The 19,788-nt window shown below is 66.8% G+C and carries 18 protein-coding genes; 10 read left to right on the top strand and 8 right to left on the bottom strand.

All coding sequences use genetic code 11. From position 1 onward, the window contains the following. Positions 1 to 36: 36 nt before the first annotated feature. From OIN59_RS10505 to OIN59_RS10520, 4 genes are all read right to left on the bottom strand, one after another. Positions 37 to 1,449 (bottom strand): IPTL-CTERM sorting domain-containing protein, encoded by a 1,413-nt coding sequence (locus OIN59_RS10505; protein ID WP_274109995.1) that lies wholly within the window; start codon positions 1,447 to 1,449, stop codon positions 37 to 39. 102 nt (positions 1,450 to 1,551) lie between these two features. Beyond that, the gene (locus OIN59_RS10510) at positions 1,552 to 2,637 is read right to left on the bottom strand and encodes a hypothetical protein (RefSeq protein WP_274109997.1); all 1,086 of its coding nucleotides are present in this window, start codon (positions 2,635 to 2,637) and stop codon (positions 1,552 to 1,554) included. Positions 2,638 to 2,641: 4 nt separating this feature from the next. Next, entirely contained in the window at positions 2,642 to 4,366 is a 1,725-nt protein-coding gene (locus OIN59_RS10515; RefSeq protein WP_274109999.1) for a Calx-beta domain-containing protein, read from the bottom strand. A 161-nt stretch (positions 4,367 to 4,527) separates the two neighbouring features. After that, positions 4,528 to 5,613, bottom strand: coding sequence for a hypothetical protein (locus OIN59_RS10520; protein WP_274110001.1), 1,086 nt, complete (start codon positions 5,611 to 5,613; stop codon positions 4,528 to 4,530). A 311-nt stretch (positions 5,614 to 5,924) separates the two neighbouring features. Between OIN59_RS10520 and OIN59_RS10525 the strand changes: the two genes are divergently transcribed. Both OIN59_RS10525 and OIN59_RS10530 read left to right on the top strand, forming a co-directional pair. Further along, entirely contained in the window at positions 5,925 to 6,431 is a 507-nt protein-coding gene (locus OIN59_RS10525; protein WP_274110003.1) for a hypothetical protein, read from the top strand. Between the two features lie 237 nt (positions 6,432 to 6,668). Further along, the gene (locus OIN59_RS10530; protein ID WP_274110005.1) at positions 6,669 to 7,019 is read left to right on the top strand and encodes a hypothetical protein; all 351 of its coding nucleotides are present in this window, start codon (positions 6,669 to 6,671) and stop codon (positions 7,017 to 7,019) included. 76 nt (positions 7,020 to 7,095) lie between these two features. On the opposite strand, the gene ctlX is transcribed toward OIN59_RS10530, so the two are convergent. After that, complete coding sequence (gene ctlX, locus OIN59_RS10535; RefSeq protein ID WP_274110007.1) at positions 7,096 to 8,034, bottom strand: citrulline utilization hydrolase CtlX; 939 nt, start codon at positions 8,032 to 8,034, stop codon at positions 7,096 to 7,098. 128 nt (positions 8,035 to 8,162) lie between these two features. On the opposite strand from ctlX, the gene OIN59_RS10540 reads away from it, so the two are divergent. The 3 genes from OIN59_RS10540 to OIN59_RS10550 all read left to right on the top strand — a co-directional run bounded on the left by OIN59_RS10540 (position 8,163) and on the right by OIN59_RS10550 (position 11,272). Further along, positions 8,163 to 8,594 carry an Lrp/AsnC family transcriptional regulator gene (locus OIN59_RS10540; RefSeq protein ID WP_015015737.1) on the top strand — a complete coding sequence of 144 codons (432 nt, stop codon included), beginning with the start codon at positions 8,163 to 8,165 and terminating at the stop codon, positions 8,592 to 8,594. A gap of 125 nt (positions 8,595 to 8,719) precedes the next feature. After that, a complete protein-coding gene (locus tag OIN59_RS10545) occupies positions 8,720 to 9,682 on the top strand; it encodes a Bug family tripartite tricarboxylate transporter substrate binding protein (RefSeq protein WP_274110012.1) in 963 nt (320 codons plus the stop codon). A gap of 72 nt (positions 9,683 to 9,754) precedes the next feature. Then, positions 9,755 to 11,272, top strand: coding sequence for an NYN domain-containing protein (locus OIN59_RS10550; protein WP_274110014.1), 1,518 nt, complete (start codon positions 9,755 to 9,757; stop codon positions 11,270 to 11,272). 3 nt (positions 11,273 to 11,275) lie between these two features. On the opposite strand, the gene OIN59_RS10555 is transcribed toward OIN59_RS10550, so the two are convergent. Beyond that, positions 11,276 to 12,334, bottom strand: coding sequence for a PfkB family carbohydrate kinase (locus tag OIN59_RS10555; protein ID WP_274110016.1), 1,059 nt, complete (start codon positions 12,332 to 12,334; stop codon positions 11,276 to 11,278). Positions 12,335 to 12,470: 136 nt separating this feature from the next. Between OIN59_RS10555 and OIN59_RS10560 the strand changes: the two genes are divergently transcribed. The 5 genes from OIN59_RS10560 (at position 12,471) to OIN59_RS10580 (ending at position 17,124) form a co-directional block, all read left to right on the top strand. Then, complete coding sequence (locus OIN59_RS10560) at positions 12,471 to 13,484, top strand: sugar ABC transporter substrate-binding protein (RefSeq protein WP_274110019.1); 1,014 nt, start codon at positions 12,471 to 12,473, stop codon at positions 13,482 to 13,484. 165 nt (positions 13,485 to 13,649) lie between these two features. Continuing rightward, positions 13,650 to 14,609: an ABC transporter permease gene (locus OIN59_RS10565; RefSeq protein WP_274110021.1), complete on the top strand. Its 960-nt coding sequence runs from the start codon at positions 13,650 to 13,652 to the stop codon at positions 14,607 to 14,609. After that, positions 14,609 to 15,412 (top strand): ATP-binding cassette domain-containing protein, encoded by an 804-nt coding sequence (locus OIN59_RS10570; RefSeq protein ID WP_274110023.1) that lies wholly within the window; start codon positions 14,609 to 14,611, stop codon positions 15,410 to 15,412. Before OIN59_RS10565 ends, OIN59_RS10570 begins: the two co-directional genes overlap by 1 nt. Positions 15,413 to 15,416: 4 nt before the next feature. Continuing rightward, complete coding sequence (locus OIN59_RS10575; RefSeq protein WP_274110025.1) at positions 15,417 to 15,869, top strand: RbsD/FucU family protein; 453 nt, start codon at positions 15,417 to 15,419, stop codon at positions 15,867 to 15,869. Positions 15,870 to 15,882: 13 nt separating this feature from the next. After that, the gene (locus OIN59_RS10580) at positions 15,883 to 17,124 is read left to right on the top strand and encodes an ROK family transcriptional regulator (RefSeq protein WP_274110027.1); all 1,242 of its coding nucleotides are present in this window, start codon (positions 15,883 to 15,885) and stop codon (positions 17,122 to 17,124) included. Between the two features lie 214 nt (positions 17,125 to 17,338). Here the strand turns inward: OIN59_RS10580 and OIN59_RS10585 are convergent, their stop codons facing one another. Together OIN59_RS10585 and OIN59_RS10590 are read right to left on the bottom strand one after the other, a co-directional pair. Further along, positions 17,339 to 18,148: an HAD-IIB family hydrolase gene (locus OIN59_RS10585; RefSeq protein ID WP_274110030.1), complete on the bottom strand. Its 810-nt coding sequence runs from the start codon at positions 18,146 to 18,148 to the stop codon at positions 17,339 to 17,341. Between the two features lie 6 nt (positions 18,149 to 18,154). After that, positions 18,155 to 19,783 (bottom strand): peptide chain release factor 3, encoded by a 1,629-nt coding sequence (locus OIN59_RS10590; RefSeq protein ID WP_274110032.1) that lies wholly within the window; start codon positions 19,781 to 19,783, stop codon positions 18,155 to 18,157. Positions 19,784 to 19,788: the final 5 nt, after the last annotated feature.

The following is a 19,788-nucleotide window of genomic DNA, read 5'->3' on the forward strand; positions in this document are numbered from 1 at the left end:
CTCGCAGGGGACTTCTGGGAGATGGGTAAAAGGCCGTCAGTCCGGCCGCCTGCGCAGCAGGGCGGCGGCAAGCGCGAGGGCTGCAGACAGGGTGATCAACGCCCATTCCGACAAGGTGGGCACCGGCTGTACACCGCCGGGGGCGGGTGGCGGTGTGCCGTCGTCGTTGGTGATGGTGCCCGTGCCTGTGGTGGAGGCGCCTGCGGTGGCGCCCGCCAAGTTGGACAGCGCCACGGTGAAGGTCTCGTCCGCCTCGGAGGCGGTGTCGCCGTGGATGGTGACGGTGAACGTTTTAGCCAGGTCGTCACCCGCGTCCCATTGCAGCATGCCTGTGGCTGCGGTGTAGTCGCTGCCGGCGGCGGCCGTGCCGTTGGCGGTGCCCCACTGCATGGTGACGACGGCGGTGGGGGTGGATGAGAGGGCCGCTGTGAATGTCATCAACGACGTACCCGCGTGGCCTTCTGTGAGGGTGGCGTTGCCGAGGGTGACGGTGGGTGTGGGCGCAGGCGCGTCGTCGTTGAGGATGGTGCCCGTGGCCAGGCTGGTTGCGCCAGGCGCCATGCCGATGAAGTGAGACAACTCGATGGAGAAGCTCTCGTCCGCCTCGGGCGTGGTGTCGCCGTGGAGGGTGATTTCGATGCGCTGCGGGTCCCGGTTGCCGGGGGGCCAGGTCAGTGTGCCGTTGCCCGCTGTGTAGTCGCTGCCAGCGCTGGCTGTGCCGGCCACGGTGCGCCAGTCCAGGCTCATGGGCACGGTGGCCGAGGGTTTGTCGGGTGTGACGGTGAACACCAGCACCTTGGTGCCCGCGAAGCCTTCCGTGGCGCTGAGGGCTGCTGCGCTGAAAGCGGGACGCGGCGCGTCCAGCGTCCAGGTGCCGCCAGCAGGGTAGGTGGCTTGCGAGGTGATGTTGGCGTGGGTGCCGAACAGGATGCAGGTATCGCCCACGCCGCCGACGGTGGCCGTTCCCTTGCACAGGGCGTTGAGCATGGTGCTGCCGCTGCCGTGGGTGTTGGCGCTGATGGTGTCCACCAGGGCGTCGGTGGCGTGTGGGCCGGCTGCACCGTCCGCCCAGCGGCTGACCGTGATGATCGACTGGACGATGTTGCCCTGCGCATCGGTGGCGGCCTTGAAGCCGTGGACCCGGATGTCGGCGCGCGCGGGCTGGCTTGACATGCCGATCGAGCCGTTGCTGAACGACCAGCTCGTGACCAGCGGGGTGATGTCGTCGCTCAGAAGGTGGTTGGGGGGCAGCGGCGAGGCCGTGCGGAACCAGCCGTTGATGCCAGCCCCTGTTTGCAGGTTGGTGCAGGTGCCCGTGCTGCAGGGCGGGGTGTAGTTGGTGACGGTTTGGTAGAGCGGTGATGTGAAGTAGTACGTCACATCCGCATGTGCGCCAGATCCAAAGGCCAGGGCCAGGGCCGCATGCGCGGCCAGCATCCATCGTTTCATCGTCAGGGGTTCTTCAGGTTGCAAAGTGCCTGGATTTTTGGGTCTTGACCCGGGCTGCGCCATTCCCCCAAGGGATATGGAGAACGTTTGTTTGCTATCTATTTAATAGCTGCTTTCGCTTTGTGTATAAGCGCTATGCATCGAATGGGTTGTATTTTTTCCTTGCAGGTGGGCGGCCAGGTCCTCCCAGTCGCTCGCACCGGCCACTTCCAGGATGGTGCGCAGCTGCTTTTTCAGCAGGGCATTGCCAATGCCGATGAGGGCGGAGCAGTCGGTGCGTGCATGGCCCAGGCCAGCGGTGACGGCGATCTCGCGCTGCAGTGGCGTCAGCGGCAACTGCAGCACGCGGCGGACCACCTCGATTTGCGGCAGGCGCTGCAGTTGCAGCGTGACAAGCCATTGCAGCGCCCCGCCCGCCACCGGGTGCAGTGGATGTGCTTGGGCGTGCAGCACGCCGTCCGGCACGGGAATGTGCCGCTGCCCGTCGGGCTGCAGGCGCAAGCGGTGCAGCAGGTCTGCGGGTAGATCGGCGGTGGATGCTCCGTACAGGCCCAGGCCCGGCAGGTGGGCGTTCTGCAGCAACTGCAGTGCTGTGGCATCGGCCAGTGCGGGGCGCTGGCCGTCCGCATCCAGCAGCACGTGGCCGGTGGCTTGGGCCGCCGTGCTGCCCGGTGCGGCCGCACCGGGCAGGAAGGCGCGCGCCAGGCTGGCTCCCGCGCGTTCCAGCAGGGCGGCCTGCGCGTCGCTGAAGCCGGGGCCGGGCGGGCGAAATAGCCCCACCACCGCACGCGTGCGGCCCAGCGCTTCCACGCGGAGGTCCAGGGTGTGGTGGTGGCCATTGGCGCGCACCAGCAGGTTGTAGCTGTTGGAGCGAAAGTACTGGGCCCCTGGCGCCAGCAGTCGGCCTGTGCGCGGACCGTCTGGCTGGGCGAGGGCTGAGATGTTGGTCTCGCCAGCGCCCGTGAAGAGGTGGGGTTCGTTGAGGAATAGATTCCTGACGCTGGTGGGCGAGTTTTCATGGTGAAAGCCCGCGGACTGGCCATTGCCGTCCATCCAGAACAGCGCTGCCGCATCGGCGCCGACGAGCGCGCGCAGCAGTGCGCATACGTCGGGCGCGATGGGCGCCAGCCCGACCCCCAGGCGGCACAGCATGTCCAGCTCTTGCCAAAGCCGTTGGCGCACGGGCATGGCGTCAGGCCCCTTGCTGGCCTTTGCGCCTGCGCCGTGCGGCTATTGCACCACAGGCCCCCAGCAGCGCGCCGCAGGCGGCCAGGCCTTCCGGGCCGAGCGCGGGCACGGAGTGCGCGCCGTCGGCTGGGCCGGGCGCGCCGTCGTCACTGACGATGGTGCCTATGGCCTGTGCCGTGGCTGCGGTGGCGCCGGTGAGGTTTTCGAGTAGCAAGTGCAGGGTCTCGCCGGGCTCGGGGTCGTCGTCGCCTTGCACGCTGATGCTGATGGTGCGTGCGCTGTTGTCGCCCGCCGGCCAGGTGAGCGTGCCCAGGCCGCTGGCGTAGTCGGCGGGCGCGTTGGCGGTGCCGTCTGCGGTGCGCCAGCGCAGACTGACGGGCGCGGTGGGCGTGGCCGAGAGGGTGACGGTGAAGCGCAACTGCGGGGTGCCGCCCGCCGGGCCTTCGACTGCGGATGCGTTGGTGATGCGAACCTGGGGCAGTGGCGTGCCTTGGAATTCATAGGCCCCCATGTCCACGGTGCGCACCCGGCGCGGCTGGCCCAGCAGGTCTTGCGCGACGCGGGCATCGGCCAGTGTGTCGCTGCCGTAGTCGATGGCGTCGGAGCCCGGTAGCAGGGAAAAATCGCCTGGCTCGGGATCGCCGAATTGAGGGTCGCCGGTGCGCGTTCCCGGCCCGTAGGGGCGGGGGCCGCCTGAGGGCGGCAGCGGCGGCGCGTCGAAGACCAGGTTGTGGCTGTCCAGGAAACCGGGCACTTGGTCGTTGTCCAGCCAGAAGGCATGGCGGGTGTGGTGGGCGAAGATGTTGTTGGCTAGCCGACCCGTCAGGCGCGCGCCCAGGTCCGTGCGGGCGCCTGCGTTCAGGCCGACCTCGTTGCCCGCAATGGTGTTGTGTAGCACCTGGGCATCAATGTGGGCGTTGTCGGCCTCGGCGTACAGCGTGATGGCAGCGGGACCACCTGCAAAATTTTTCTGGCCGCTGATGACGTTGTTGAGAAGGGCTGCCGTCACCGCGCCGCCCTGGCTGCGCAGGGAGATGCCGTTGTTGAAGCCTCCGGTGCCGCGAAGGGTGTTGTGCTGGGCCAGCACCTGGAACGGGCCGGTGGTGGCGTACAGCTCGATCAGCGCGCACTCCGTCAGGTTCACTGCCGTGATCCGGTTGCGGGCAATGGTGGTGGAGATGAGGCCGGGGTAGGACGCAAGCACCCTCATCGGGGCGCTGCACCCGCTGCCGTTGCGGCGGTGGATGATGGCGTTGTCGGTGATGTGCGCGGTCAGCGTGCCATAGGTACCGGGTTGGGTGCTGTGGCGTGCTTCGATGGCAGCGTTGGCGCCGGTTTCCAACTGGTTGCGCGTGGCCGTGAAGTCCAGGCTGGCGCCGCCGGGCGCCAGGATGCCAGCCAGCAAGGTGTCGCCGTGCAGGCCGGCGAACTCCACGCGCATGTCGGCCACGCTGGCCACGGCCACCAGCGAGCGCACGCCGGGGCGCCTGCCTGCCGCCGCCTGTACGGTGAGGCTCTTGGTGACGGTGACCGCCTCGTTGATCCAGCTGTCGGTGGCCAGCTCCACCGTGTCGCCGTTGGCGGCTGCGTTCACGCAGGCCTGCAGCGTAGCGCCGCAGCCGGGAAAGGTGAGGGGGGCCGCTGTGGCGGCGGGGGAGGTCAGCGTGGCCGCCAGCGCCAGCAAGGCAGCCAGGCGGAGGCGGAGTGAGTGGTCGGTGTGAGGGGGCATGCGCGGTCTTCAGGGGTCCATGTGGAGGCCGCGCGATTGTTCAAAGAATGCGGTGTGTGCACCATTCCCCCAAGGGGTACGGTCTCTGGTTTGCTATATGGTTGATAGCGTTTCACGACCGTCGGAAGAGCGCAGGGGGTGATTCTTTCCAGAGCGCGGTGTCAGCCGCGCAGGTGCATGCCCAGTTCGTGCCAATCGCCCGCGCCCGCCGCTTCCAGGATGGAGCGCATGTGCTTTTTCAGTGCAGCATCGCCCACGCCGGTGAGGGGGGCTGCATCGGCACGCGCATAGCCCAGGCCCGCCAGGGCGGCGATCTCTCGCTGCAGGGGCGACAGCGGCAGTTGCAGCACGCGGCGCACCACATCGATCTGGCGCGGGCGCTGCAGCTGCAGTGTGATCAGCCATTGCGCCGTGTTACCCGCAGGCGTCAGCAGCTCATGGGCCTGTGCCAGCAGCAGGCCGTGGGGCACCGGAATGTGGCTGGAGCAGCCGGGTCGCACGCCCAGGCGGAGGGCCAGGTCGGGTGGCAGCGCGGCGTGGGGGCCCAGCACGCCCAGGCCGCGCAGTCGCGCACCTTGCAGCAGCGCCAGTGCGGCTGCATCGGCCAGCACGGGGCGCTGGCCGATGGCGTCCAGCACGATGTGACCCGTGCCGCCGTCCGGCCGGGGGGGCAGCGTGTGCGCGGCAATGGGGCCCGGACCGAAGGCGCGCTGCAGGCTGGCCGATGCGCGCTCCAGCAGGGCCGCTTCCGCCGCACCAAAAGCCCTGCCTTGCGCGCGAAACAGCAGCAGCACGGCGCGCGTGCGGCCATGCGCCTCCACGCGCAGGTCCAGCGTGTGGTGGTGGCCGCCGGCGCGGATGAGCAGGTTGTAGGTGTTGGAGCGAAAGTACTGCGCATCGGGCGTGAGGAGGCGGCCCACTGCGGGGCCGTCTGCCCTGGCGAGGGCAACGACGTTGGTCTCGCCCTCGCCGACGAACAGACGCTCGAATTCGTTGAGAAACAGGTCCTGCGCTGCGGCGGGCGAGTCTTCGTGGAAAAAACCTTCGGGCAGGCCGTGCTCGTCCAGCCAGAACAGGGCCGCCGCTTCTGCGCCAACGAGTGCGCGCAGCACCGCACAGACGTCCGGCGCGATGGGCGCGAGCCCCAGTCCCAGGCGGCACAGCAGATCGAGTTCCTGCCACAGCCGCTGCTGGGCGGAGGCCGGGGACTGGGATGGGGAGGCGTGGGGGTGGGGGGATGCAGGCATGGCGCAATGGATCGGCGAAGCTTGTGTAATTACATACTAGGCCCGTGTCCGCGTTGGAATGGCGGTCCTTCGCGGCGTGAAATGCAGCACGCCGGGCCTGCGCACCGACAAGGCGCTGGCGGCGGTTCTGGCTCGCTGAGAAAGTATGGTGGCCGGGGTGCCAGCCCCCAGGTCGGTGCACACCCCTGTCGGCCCATGTCCTACGCACAACGCGGAACATGGCGCACGCGCTGCGCGGGGTGGGCTTTCTACGATGGGTTGCAGGGGATCGGCTCCCCACCTTCCATCCACATCTACGGACGCCCATCATCATGAACGCTTTTCATTTCCTCAAGACCTGTACCGCCCTCGCGGCTGCCTCTGTGCTGCTGGTCGCCTGTGGCGGCGGCAATGACGACGACCCGACACCCAGCAATGAGCCCGGTGTGCTCACGGTGAGCAACGCCACCATCGATGGCCTGAATGGCATCTATGGCAACGGCGCACTCAACCTCACCGAGGTGGACAAGAAGAACCCTGTCGGGTCGGTGCCGGAGCTGTGCACCTTCCGTTTTGACGGCGCCAACAAGGTGGGCTCGTCCGCCACGGCCTTTGGCGATATCCGTTACCGCCCCGACGCCACCAGCCTGCACCAGGTGTTCCTGACGTTTGATGGCAAGGAATACGGCAGCGGCGAACCCACCGACACCGCCGTGGTGCGCGAAAGCGACCAGGTGCGGTTCACCAGCAAGACGCTGACGGCCTCGGACGGATCTGGCGCCACGCTCCGCGTGAGTGGCATCGTGCCCATGCGCCCCAACCGTCCTTTGGGCTGCTGAGTCCGCGTTTCGACCCCTCTCATTGCTTGCCTTCCTCCCCGGCCCCTTCGGCCGGTTCAGCCCCTGTTGCGATAACTGCAGGGGCTTTTTTATGGCGCATGGGCAGGGTGCGGGTTGCCCCGCACGCTCTTCGCACTTGCATGCTGCGCGCTCTCGGTGCGTGCAAGGGTTTGCTGGCGGCACAATGTGCCGGTGCGTGTGCGGCGCTGTCGTCGCGTCGCACGCCATCCGTCGCCCATGCCTGCACAACCCCCTGACCCATCCATTGTGGTGTGGCTGCATCCCGAAGCACCCGCCAAGCCGGCCGAAGGTGCGCCTTGCAATGGCTGTGGTCTGTGCTGCCTGGCAGAGCCTTGCCCTCTGGGTGTACTGGTCTCGCGTCGCCGCCGGGGCGCCTGCGTGGCCCTGCGCTGGAGCGATGCGGACCAGCGCTACTGGTGCGGCATGGTGGCCGACCCGGCTGGGGTGACGGGGCTCACCCACCCCTGGGCAGTGCGTGCCATGTCGGCGCTGGCGCGGCGCTGGATCGCATCGGGTGTGGGTTGCGATGCGCGGCTGGACGTGCAGGCTGCGCCGCCTAGTCGTTAGTCGAGGTAGATTGCTATAAAAATAATAGCTATTAAGACATATCCTAAGGGCGCAAGCAGTCGATTTGACTGAAGTTTCACACCCTGGCACTGCGCCGTGCCAGGTGCACGCCCGCCAGCATGCAGCGCACCGATCCACCCGCCAGTTCGATGGTTGGCACGTTCAGCGGCAGCAAGCGGGCGCTTTGCTCGATGGTGGCCCGCTGCGCCGGTGTGAGGCTGGCAGCGGCGCGCGCCGACAGCGCCAGCACCCGGCCCTGGGTGCCTGAGAGCTCCAGCGCGTTGCCGGCAAATTCTCTGATCTGGTGGGGGCTCAGGGCGATGACCTCGCGGCCCGTCTCGCGCAGGCGCTCGCACACGGCAGAGCGGCGCGCAGGGTCGGTGATCATGTGAAAGCCCCCCAGCGCAAACGCGGTGCCGATGCAGAGCATCACGTTGGTGTGGTAGCAAGGCTGACCACCCTCGTCCGCTGTGGCGAAGGCCATGGGCTCGTAGTTGAAGTGCGTGCAAAAGCGCTCCAGGGCCACGGGATCGGCGCGGTGGGATTGCGCGGTGTAGGCAATGCGGCCGATGTGGTCCAGGACCATGGCGCCCGTGCCTTCCAGAAACATGCCGTCGGCCTCCAGCCCCGAGTAGTCGATCACGTCCTGCACGCGATATTCGGCCTTGAGCAGCTCGATGACATCGCTGCGCCGCTCGCGCCGCCGGTTCCTGGCGTACATGGGGTAGATCGCCACATGGCCGCCCGCGTGGGTGGAGAACCAGTTGTTGGGGAACACTGCGTCGGGCGTGTCGTGCTCGCCGGAGTCGTCGAACAGGTGCACGCGCACACCGGCGTCCTCCAACTGCGCCGCAGCAGCAGTGACCTCGGCAAACGCGCGGCGCGAGGTGTCGCTGGCGGCAGGCTGCGCGGTGCGCACCTGAAAGGCGTTGTCGGCAGCGGTTTCGGGGTTGGGGTGAAAGCGGTGCGGGCGCACCATCACAACGGCGCTGGGGGCTTGGACTGAGGCATGCATGGCGAGGTGGTGTGTGAAAGAACAGGGAAGGAGTTCCAGAATTTTCTTGGCAGACCCCGCTATCCCCTAGCCTCAGAATTGGTCAAAATGACTGGTAAATTGCCGTTCTGCCAGTTTTGAAACCCACTATGACCAAGCTCGACGACACCGACCGCGAAATCATCAGCATCTTGCGCGCCGACGCGCGCACCCCTGTGGCCACGCTGGCGCAAAAGCTGCGCGTGTCGCGCGGCACGGTGCAGAACCGCCTGCACAAGATGGAGGAGAGCGGCGTCATCACCGGCTACACCGTGCGCCTGCGGCCCGACTCCGAGCCCCAGCGCATCCGCGCCTGGATGAGCATTGCGGTGGAGGGCAATGCCGCCCCCGCCGTCATCCGCGCGCTGCGCGGCGAGCCCACGGTGGGTACGCTGCACACCACCAATGGCCGCTGGGACATCGTGGCCGAGGTGCGCGCTGAGAGCCTGGAGGCGTTTGACGCGGCACTGGGCCGCATTCGCCTCACGCCCGGTATTGCGAACACCGAAACCAGCATTCTGTTGTCCACGTACAAGGCTTGATACGGCGCGGTTGGCGCCGCCGCTGGCACCTGGGCGACAGCGGCTAGGGGTTTCCGCATGCCCTCGCGGCGCGGGCTGCAGTCCAATGGCGAAGTCTTTGTTTTTGTTTTTTCAGGAGCCCCGCCATGCAACGTCGCCAGATCATCCAATGGGGAGCCGCCAGCCTCGCCGCCCCCGCATTCATGGCGCAGGCCCAGAGCTTTCCCAACAAGCCCATCAAGTTGGTCATCGCCTTCCCGGCCGGTGGCCCCACCGACATCACCATGCGGTCGCTGGCCGACAACGCCAGCAAGATCCTGGGCCAGCCCGTGATCGTGGAGAACAAGCCCGGTGCGGGTGGCACGCTGCCTGCGCAGGCCCTGCAAACCGTGCCTGCCGATGGCTACACGGTGGCGCAGATCCCACTGGGCGTGTTCCGCCTGCCCTACACCACCAAGATCAACTGGGACCCGGTCAAGGACATCAGCTACGTGCTCAACGTCACCGGTTATGCGTTTGGCCTGGTGGTGCCCGCCGATTCGCCCCTCAAGACCTGGACACACTTCGTGGCCTGGGCCAAGGCCAACCCTGGCAAGCTCAGCTACGGCTCCACCGGCACCATGACCAGCCCGCACCTGACCATGGAGCTCATCGCCCAGCAGCTGGGCCTGGAGTTGCTGCATGTGCCCTACAAGGGCAGTGCCGACCTCATGCAATCCATCCTGGGTGGGCAGATCATGGCGGCCGCCGACTCCACCGGCTTTGCGCCGCAAGTCGAGGCCGGCAAGCTGCGCGTGCTCAACACCTGGGGCGCCGAGCGCTTGGCCAAGTTCCCCGATGCGCCCACGCTCAAGGAGCTGGGCCTGAACCTGGTGCAGAACTCGCCCTTTGGCATTGGCGCACCCAAGGGCACGCCCGACGCGGTGGTCAAGCGCCTGCATGATGCCTTCAAGCAGGCCATGGAGCAGGAAAGCTACCGCACGGCCCTGGCCCGCTACGACATGGTGCCCATGTACATGAGCACGTCGGCGTACAAGAAGTTTGCGCAGGATACGTTCACGCGCGAGAAGGCGCTGGTAGAGAAACTGGGCTTGGCCAAACCGACCTGAGGCCACTCCCTTCGGAGGGCGCAATGCGTTCCGTGTGATGATCCGCAGCATTGAACGGAACTCACACACGATATGGCATCCCCCTCCGACAGCATCAGCATGGCCCTGTTCTGCGACTTTGAAAACGTCGCCCTGGGCGTGCGCGATGCGCAGTACGAAAAGTTCGACATCAAGCCCATCCTGGAGCGCCTGCTGCTCAAGGGCTCCATCGTGGTCAAGAAGGCCTATTGCGACTGGGAGCGCTACAAGGGCTTCAAGGCCACCATGCACGAGGCGAATTTCGAGCTGATCGAGATCCCCCATGTGCGCCAGTCGGGCAAAAATTCGGCCGACATCCGCCTGGTGGTGGACGCGCTGGACCTCTGCTACACCAAGTCGCACGTCAACACCTTCGTCATCATCAGCGGCGACTCGGACTTCTCGCCGCTGGTGTCCAAGCTGCGCGAGAACAACAAGCAGGTGATCGGTGTGGGCGTGAAGCAGTCCACTTCGGACCTGCTCATCGCCAACTGCGACGAGTTCATCTTTTACGACGACCTGGTGCGTGAGAACCAGCGCGCCCAGGCCCGCCGCCAGACCCCGGGCAGCACCCCTCCACCCGCACCGCGCCGCAGCCCCGAAGAGGAGCGCAGCCGCAAGGAAACCCAGGATGCGCGCCGCACCCAGGGTGTGGAGCTGGCGGCCGAGACGTTTGAGGCCCTGCTGTCCGAGCGGGGCGACACCGGCAAGATCTGGGCGTCGGTGCTCAAAGAGGCTATCAAGCGCCGCAAGCCTGATTTCAGCGAAGGCCGTTATGGCTTCCGCACCTTTGGCAACCTGCTCGAAGAAGCGCAGGCGCGTGGGCTGCTGGAGTTTGGGCGCGATGAAAAATCGGGCGCGTATGTGTACCGCAGCCATGGCCAGCCCAGCGCAGCGGCGGCGCCCGCGCGGCCCGATGGAGGCGGTGAGCGCGCCAACCAGGGCGGGGCCACGCGGCACGACTTTCATGCGGTGGCGACAGCTCCTGAGTTGCGTTCTGACAGTGGCGAAGGGCAGGGCCCGTCGGGGCGGAACCGAGGGCGCCGCAGCGAGGGCGCGGACCGTCCAGACACGCGTCCCACGCAGCGCAACGAGTCGCGCAATGACGCGTACCCTGAGCCACAGGAGTCTGAGCAGACGGATGCTCCGTCAGAGCGCCCGGCCAGCCGCTATTTCAGCCAGCCCGTGGCCCCCGAGGTCGCGCCATTGGCGCAGGTGATCGAGGGAACCCCTGAGCAGGGTGCGCGCTCGGAGGCTTTGGAAGGCGCCGAGGCTGTTGCAGAGCAGATGCCTCCTGAGAACGATGAGGCCGAGCCTGTTGCTCCTCGCCGTGGCCGCGCCCGCAGTGGAGGTGGTGCCAAGCCAGCTGCTGGTTCCCCCAAGGCTGCCACCACGCCCCGAGCGCGCGGTACGCGTGCCGTGGTGGATGTTGGAGATGCCGCCGGTGCCGAGGCCTCAGCTTCTGCAACCGAGGCCCCTGCTGCTGAGGCAGAAGGCGCGACACCCGCCAAGGCGGCCGCTGCGCGTCCACGCAGCCGGGCCCGCAAACCGGCAACCAAATCCGCCGAGTAAGGGCTATCGGCCCGCTGCGGTCGCTGAGCGCCGCAGCGACAGCCTTTCCCGCACTTCTTCGTAACGCGGGGGAGTGCAGCCCGCCCGCTCCACACAGTGGCTGGCGCTGGCCAGCGCATGGTGCAGCACGGCGCGCAACCGGGCTTCCGTGACGGGCGCAGTCAGGCCACCTGTGCGCAGAGCCAACGTTTCTTCACCACGCTCGGGCCCTGCCAGCAAGCCGGTGATCAAGCCCGCCAAAAAACAATCGCCCGCACCCACCGTGTCCACCACCGTGATCGGCGCCTCCTCGCGCGCATGCACGGCCAGCCCGTCGCGCTGCAGCAGCCAGGCACCATCCGGCCCCAGCGTGAGGGCTAGCCATTGCGGCTGCGTCTGTTGTTGCAAATAGTGGGCGCGCTCCAGGGCATTGGCGCCCGGAATGCCCAGCGCCTCCAGGTCATCGTCGCTCACCTTGATGAGGTGGGCGTGCTGCAGGGCGGCCATCACATTGGCGCGGTAGGCGTCGGCATCGTCCACGGCTGACAGGCGCAGGTTGGCATCCACCACCACCATGCGGCCCGCTGCGCGCTGTGCCGCCAGCCAGGGTTGGTAGATGGCGGCGTCCTGCGCCATCAGCGCCAGGCAGCCCGTGGCCACCACCTGCAGGTGGGGCTGGGCCGCGCACGCGGCAATGAGCGCATCGGCCGTCACCTGGCGGTCGGCCACGCCGTCGCGGTAGAAGCTGTAGCTGGCTTTGCCCTCGGCATCCAGCGCGGCCAGCGCCAGCGCGCTGGGCTCACGCACAGGCGTGGGGGAGGCCAGGGCCACGCCCGCATCGTGCAGGCCGCGCGCCAGTTGTCGCCCCAGCAGGTCGCCCGACAGCGGGTTGAGGTACAGCGTGCCCACGCCCTGCAGGCCCAGCGCGCGCGTGAGGTTGTAGACCGCGCCGCCCGCGCAGGGCTTGAGTCGGCCATCGGGCTCTTCGATCAGGTCAAACAGGGCCTCGCCCGCCGTGGCCACACGCAGCGGCGGTGCCGTGTGGGCGTGGCTGGAGTTGGCGGATTGGATAGGGAAAACCATAAGTAAATCCACTTGATTTATTAACTTGTCGGCCACTATAGTTCGATCCCATCCACCCGACAAGAGTGGTTCACCTGCCAGCCGCGCAGCACGGGGCCGACAGGAATCTGCCATCCCAAAACCCGGAGACAACGCCATGCAACGCACCCCCGCCTTCGCGCTTTCTGCCCTTGCCCTCACCGGCGCCCTTGCCGGTGGCCTGGCCCAGGCACAGACGTCCGAGCCCGTGATCGGCCTCATCACCAAGACCGAGACCAACCCCTTCTTCGTGAAGATGAAAGAAGGCGCCACGGCCGAGGCCAAGAAGCTCGGCGCCAAGCTGGTGTCTGCTGCTGGTAAGACCGATGGCGACAACGCGGGCCAGGTCACGGCCATGGAAAACCTGATGGCCGCAGGCGCCAAGACCATCCTCATCACCCCCAGTGATGCCAAGGCCATCGTCCCCGCCATCAAGAAGGCCCAGGCCAAGGGCGTGATGGTGATTGCGCTGGACAGCCCTACCGAGCCCGTGGACGCCACCGACGCCCTGTTTGCCACCGACAACTACAAGGCGGGCGAGCTGATCGGCCAGTACGCCAAGGCCGCCGCTGCGGGCAAGAAGCCCGTGATCGCCACGCTGGACCTGTTCCCCGGCCATCCGGTCGGCGCGCAGCGGCACAACGGTTTTCTGAAAGGCTTTGGTTTGCAGGCGAATGACGCCAAGAGCAACGAGCTGTCACGCCCCGCCGAAGTGGTCTGCATGGCCGACAGCTTTGGCGACCGCGCCAAGGGCCAGACCGGCATGGAAAACTGCCTGCAGAAGAACCCCGACATCAACATCGTCTACACCATCAACGAGCCCGCCGCCGCCGGTGCCTACAACGCGCTCAAGGCCGCTGGCAAGGAGAAGAATGTGCTCATCGTCTCGGTAGACGGTGGCTGCGCGGGCATTGCCGACGTGGGCAAGGGCGTGATCGCCGCCACCAGCCAGCAGTACCCGCTGCGCATGGCGGCCATGGGCGTGGCAGCCGGCGTGGAATACGCCAAGACCGGCAAGAAGGTCAGCGGCTACACCGACACCGGCGTGACGCTGATCGCTGCCAAGCCCATGGCCGGCGTGGACAGCAAGGATGTGAAGACTGGCACCGACCTGTGCTGGGGCGCCAAGTAAGAGCCGTTCGAAAAACTCTTCTGGCGTCGTTGCTGCGTCTTGTCGTACGACCGTACTGCCTGCGACGCAGCGCCTAGCCAGAACCGCTTCGCTGAGTTTTGCAATCGGCTCCCAACCGTCAACTGCTTTCTGAGCGCCACCTTTGTCCACCCGCACGGAGCCGCCATGTCCTCGACCGCTTCCAAACTACCGCCGCTGGCTACGCTGGGGCCGTTCATCGCGCTGATCCTGGCGTGCGCCTTTTTTGCCACGCAGAGCGAGCGCTTTCTGTCGGCGCAGAACTTCGCGCTCATCCTGCAGCAGGTCATGGTGGTGGCGGTCATCGCCATTGGCCAGACGCTGGTCATCCTCACAGCGGGCATCGATTTGTCGTGTGGCATGGTGATGGCATTGGGCGGCATCGTGATGACCAAGATGGCGGCGGACTACGGCCTTTCGGCACCCGTGGCGATTGCCTGCGGCATGGCGGTGACCATGCTGTTCGGGTTGATCAACGGCCTGCTCGTCACCAAGATCAAGCTGCCGCCCTTCATCGTCACGCTGGGCACGCTCAACATCGCGTTTGCCGCCACGCAGCTGTATTCGGGCGCGCAGACCATCACCGACATCCCCGCTGGCATGACCGCACTGGGCAATACCTTCCAGCTGGGGCAGACCGCCATCGTCTGGGGCGCGGTGCTCATGCTGGTGCTGTACCTCGTCACCTGGTTTGCGCTGCGCGAGACCGCGCCGGGCCGCCACGTGTACGCCGTGGGCAACAGCCCCGAAGCCACACGCCTTACCGGCATTGCCACCGACAAGGTGCTGCTGGGCGTGTACGTGCTGGCGGGCCTGTTCTACGGCATCGCGTCGGTGCTGTCGGTGGCGCGCACCGGGGCGGGCGACCCCAATGCCGGGCAGACCGAAAACCTCGACGCCATCAGCGCCGTGGTGCTGGGCGGCACCAGCCTGTTTGGCGGGCGCGGCGTCATCCTGGGCACGCTCGTGGGGGCGCTGATTGTGGGCGTGTTTCGTAACGGACTCACGCTCATGGGCGTGTCGTCGGTGTACCAAATCCTGGTCACCGGCATCCTCGTGATCCTGGCCGTGGCCACCGACCAACTCTCGCGCAAAGGAGTGCGTTGATGACGAATTCCACTCAAACGACTGCCCCGCTGGTGATGCAGGCCAAGGGCCTGGTCAAGCGCTACGGGCAAGTCGTCGCACTCGATGGTGTCGACTTTGAACTGCGCGCGGGCGAGATCCTGGCCGTGATCGGCGACAACGGCGCGGGCAAGTCGAGCCTCATCAAGGCGCTGTCGGGTGCGACCGTGCCGGACGAAGGCGAGATCCTGCTCGACGGCCAGCGCATCCATTTCAAAAGCCCCATCGACGCGCGCAAGGCCGGCATCGAAACCGTGTACCAGGACCTGGCCGTGGCCCCCGCCATGACGATTGCCGAGAACCTGTTCCTGGGCCGCGAACTGCTGCGCCCCGGCTTGCTGGGCAGCGCGCTGCGCATGCTCGACAAGAAGAAGATGCTGGAAGAAAGCGTGGCCCGCATGGCTGAGCTGAAGGTGGGCATTCGCTCGATGACGCAGGCGGTCGAAACCCTGTCAGGCGGCCAGCGCCAGTGCGTGGCTGTGGCACGCGCCGCAGCGTTTGCCCGCCATGTCGTCATCATGGACGAGCCCACCGCCGCCCTGGGCGTGAAGGAGGGCAACATGGTGCTGGAGTTGATCCGCCGCGTGCGCGACAAGGGCCTGCCCGTCATCCTCATCAGCCACAACATGCCCCATGTGTTCGAGATTGCCGACCGCATCCACATTGCCCGCCTGGGCAAGCGCGCCGCCGTGGTCAACCCCAAAAAGATCAGCATGAGCGACACCGTGGCCGTGATGACCGGGGCCATGGCTGCGTCTGATTTGCCTGCTGAATGCCTTGCTTGAATCCATGCTGAAAAACATTGATCCCCTGCTGACCCCCGACCTGCTCAAGGTGCTGGCCGAGATGGGCCACGACGACGCCATCGTGCTGGCCGACGCCAACTTCACCGCCATGAGCCTGGGCGCGGGCAAACCCGTGCTGCGCCTGCCCGGCATTGGCATGGCGCGCGCTGTGCAGGCCGTGGCCAGCGTGCTGCCCCTGGCGCAGGATGTGCCGCACCCCGTGGCCTACATGCAGGTGGGTGGCACCGAGGTGCCGTACCGCTCGGCCCTGCAGCGCGAGACTCTGGATGTGCTGGCGCGCGAGGGTGTGGCCAGCGAGCAGGCCGAAGGCGTGGAGCGTTTTGCGTTCTACGAACGCGTCAAAAAGGCCTATGCCATCGTGGTGACGGGCGAACTGCAGCCCTGGGGGAACTTCCTGCTGCGCAAGGGCGTCATCGGCGACACTCTGAACGCCTGACCGTTTCATCACCATGCTGGACACCGACGCATCCCTACCCGCCGTTGACAACACTGCCGCCAGCCCCGCGCTGCTGCGCCAGCGCGGCTCCAACCACGTGGGGCTGCGCCAGTTCAATGAACGTGTGGTGCTGCAGGCGCTGCGCACCCACGGCAGCCTGGCCAAGGCCGAGATGGCGCGCGTCACCGGCCTCACGGCCCAGACCATCGGCCTCATCACCGCGCGGCTCGATGAAGACCAACTGCTGCGCCGCGAAGCGCCTGTGCGCGGCCGTGTGGGCCAGCCCTCGGTGCCGATTGGCCTGAACCCCGACGGCGCGTTTGCCATCGGCATCAAGATCGGCCGCCGCAGCGCCGACTGGCTGCTGGTGGACTTCACCGGCCATGTGCGCGAGCGCATCGTGCTCGACTACGCCTTTCCTGACATCGACGTGCTGCTGCCCGCCATCCGCACACACCTGAACCAGCTGCTCGACGGCCTGGGCCCGCTGCGCTCGCGCGTGGTGGGCGTGGGCGTGGCAGCGCCGTTCCAGCTCGGCGGCTGGCACCGCATGCTGGGGCTGACCGAAGCGCAGTCCGAAGCCTGGAACAACATCGACCTGGCCGAGCAGGTGCAGCAGATGACCGAGCTGCCCGTGAGCTTTGCCAAAGACACCTCCGCAGCCTGCGTGGCCGAGCTGCTGCAGGGGCGCGGGCGCGACATCCCCAGCTTTTTGTACCTGTTCATGGACACCTTTGTGGGCGGCGGGCTGGTCATCAATTCACACCTGCACCGGGGCCTGCATGGCAACGCAGGCGCGGTGGCCTCGCTGCCGTTGGCACCGGCCCAGCCGGGCCAGGCCCCTGCGCAGCTCATCAGCCAGGCATCCCTGTGGGAGCTGGAGCAGCGCTTTCGCGAACATGGCCTGGACCCCATGGCCGCCTACGACAAGCGCGTGCTGCAAGCCCCGTGGCTGGAACACAGCCGGGGCTGGATCGCGCGTGCGGCTGCGGGCCTGGCGCACTGCATTGTCTCGGCCACGGCGTTCCTGGACCTGGACGCCGTGGTGGTCGATGGCGCCGCCGCCCCCGAGCTACTGCAGGCCCTGTGCGAAGGCGCCCGCCACGCGCTCGCCGACTACAACTGGGAAGGCCTGCACCAGCCGCCCCGGCTGGAGCTGGGCACCATGGGCTCGGACGCACGGGCGCTGGGCGGGGCGCTGCTGCCGCTGCATGCGTGTTTTGCGCCGGATACGGACATCTTTCTCAAGGCTTGAGAAGGGCGTGAGATGGCGTGTTTGCTATTAAAAATATAGCTATTGACGCATATCCATCAGGCGCCAGGCCGGAGTTTTATTCAAACATGCTTTGCGCATAGCAGGGTTACGGTAAGCGGATCGCCTCAATGCGAGGCGGCCGTTACCCCCCGATTTGGGTAAGTCTCACCAAAGTTTCCTGGTCGAGGCCTCTTCAGAGGACGAGCCCGCTGCGTTACCTGCTCGCCAGAATCGCCCGAGCCACCTCGGCAAACCCTGCGCCCCGCTCGCCCTGGGTCACATAACGCGGCAGGTGCGTGAGCTGCGGCACAAATCGCGCGATGTTGGCTACGCCCACACTGTGGGTGAAGTGCTGGAACATCGCCTGGTCATTGCCCGAGTCGCCCACAAACACCCAACGGTCCAGCTCCTGCGCCAGATTGCGGCCCAACAGCTCGCGCACGATCCAGTTGGCGCCCTGCCATTTGTTGAAGTCACCAAAGCAGCCGTGGATGTGGATGCTGCTCACCGTGGTCTGCATGCCCGCCTGCTGCAGCACGGCCAGCACCTGCTGCACGGTGTCGGGCGTGTGGCGGGCGAACTCTGCGTAGTCAAAGGCCAAGTCCGTCTCGCGCCCTGCGCTGTCGCGGCTGAGGGCGACACCTGGCACTTCCGCAGCCACCTGGGCGGCGATCTCACGCATGCGTACCTGGTTGGCGCTGCGCGTGGCGGCGTCTTGCTGGTAGCGCTTGACCAGCGTTTGTTGCGGGCTGGAGCCCAGGGTAAATGCCACGGCACCATTCTCGGCCACCATGGCCTCGACAGGCCAGGTCGAACCGGCAGGCCCCGCCATGAAAGGCTCGCACCAGCCAATCGGCCGCCCGGTGATGGGAATGACCACCAGGCCCGCCGCTTTCAGGTCAGCCAGCGCCTGCAGCGCATCGGGCGTGATGGCGCCCTCGGTGGTCAGGGTGTCGTCGATGTCGGTAAAAACGCCCACCAGATCGTGGCGGGCCGCAGACGGCCAGAGGTCCAAAGGCTGCATGCGGGTTCAACCCGCCTTCTGCAACGCCAACCCCGCATGCTCCCGCAGCGGATGAAAGTGGATCTTCGGAAAGCGCTCCTGCGCCAGCCGCACGTCGTAGGGCGATGTGCACAGATACGCCAGCGTGTCAGCCGCATCATGCGCTAGGCGCAGCGGATAGGCGTCGGTAAAGGCGCGCAGGTCGGCCGGGGCGTCAGCGGTGATCCAGCGCGCTCCCGTGTACTGGCAGCCTTCCAGGCGCACGTCGGCGTCGTACTCGGCCTTCAGGCGGTGTTGCACTACTTCAAACTGCAACTGGCCCACGGCGCCCAGCAGCATGTTGCCGCCAGCATCCGGCTTGAAGACCTGGATCGCGCCTTCTTCGCCCAGCTGGGCCAGGCCCTGCTGGAGCTGTTTGGTGCGCAGCGGGTTCTTGAGCACCACGGTCATGAACATTTCGGGCGCGAAGAACGGCAGGCCCGTGAACTGCAGGTTGGCGCCGTCGGTGATGGTGTCGCCCAGTTGCACGCCGCCGTGGGTGGTAAAGCCGATGATGTCGCCCGCGTAGGCTTCTTCGACGGCCTCGCGGCGTTGCGACATGAAGGTCACCACGCTGGTGGGCCGCAGCTCCTTGGAGGTGCGCTGCACCTTGAGCTTCATGCCCGGCATGTACTTGCCCGAGGCCACGCGCACAAAGGCGATGCGGTCGCGGTGGTTGGCGTCCATGTTGGCTTGCACCTTGAACACCACGCCGGCAAAGCCTTCGTCTTCGGGCTGGATGGTTTTAACCACCGGCTGCTTGTTGACTTCGAGCGTGCTCACGCGCGGGCCGGGGGGGGGTGCCATGTCTACCAGTGCGTCCAGAACTTCCATCACCCCGAAGTTGTTCACGCCGGAGCCGAAGAACACGGGGGTGAGTTTTCCGGCCAGGAAGGCCTCGTGGTCCCACGCGGGGGAGGCGCCCACGGCCAGTTCCATGCTCTCCAGCGCGGTGTCGAACTCGGCGCCAAAGCGCGCGCGCAGTGTGGTTTCATCCGACAGAGGAATGGCCTCGAAGTCCTGCGGGCGGCGCTCGCTGCCGGACTCGAACACCGTCATGGTTTTCGTACGCAGGTTGATGATGCCGCCGAAGGCCTTGCCCTGACCTACGGGCCAGGTCATGGGGCAGCAGGGCATGCCCAGCTCGCGCTCGACCTCGTCCATGATGTCCAGCGGGTCGCGCACTTCGCGGTCCATCTTGTTCACGAAGGTGATGATCGGGGTATCGCGTTGGCGGCAGACCTCGATCAGGCGGCGGGTCTGTGCTTCCACACCGTTGGCCGCGTCGATCACCATCAGCGCGGAGTCCACGGCGGTGAGCACGCGGTAGGTGTCTTCCGAGAAGTCCTTGTGGCCGGGGGTGTCGAGCAGGTTGATCACGTGCTCGCGGTACAGCATCTGCATGACCGATGACGCCACCGAGATGCCGCGCTGCTTCTCGATCTCCATCCAGTCGGACGTGGCATGGCGGCTGGCCTTGCGGCCCTTGACGGCGCCAGCGATCTGGATGGCGCCCGAGAACAGCAGCAGCTTTTCGGTCAGCGTCGTTTTACCGGCGTCGGGGTGGGAAATGATGGCAAAGGTGCGGCGGCGCCGTGTTTCAGAGGCGTGGGACACGACGG

The sequence above is a fragment of the Acidovorax benzenivorans genome, assembly GCF_028680575.1.
GTDB lineage: Bacteria > Pseudomonadota > Gammaproteobacteria > Burkholderiales > Burkholderiaceae_C > Acidovorax > Acidovorax benzenivorans.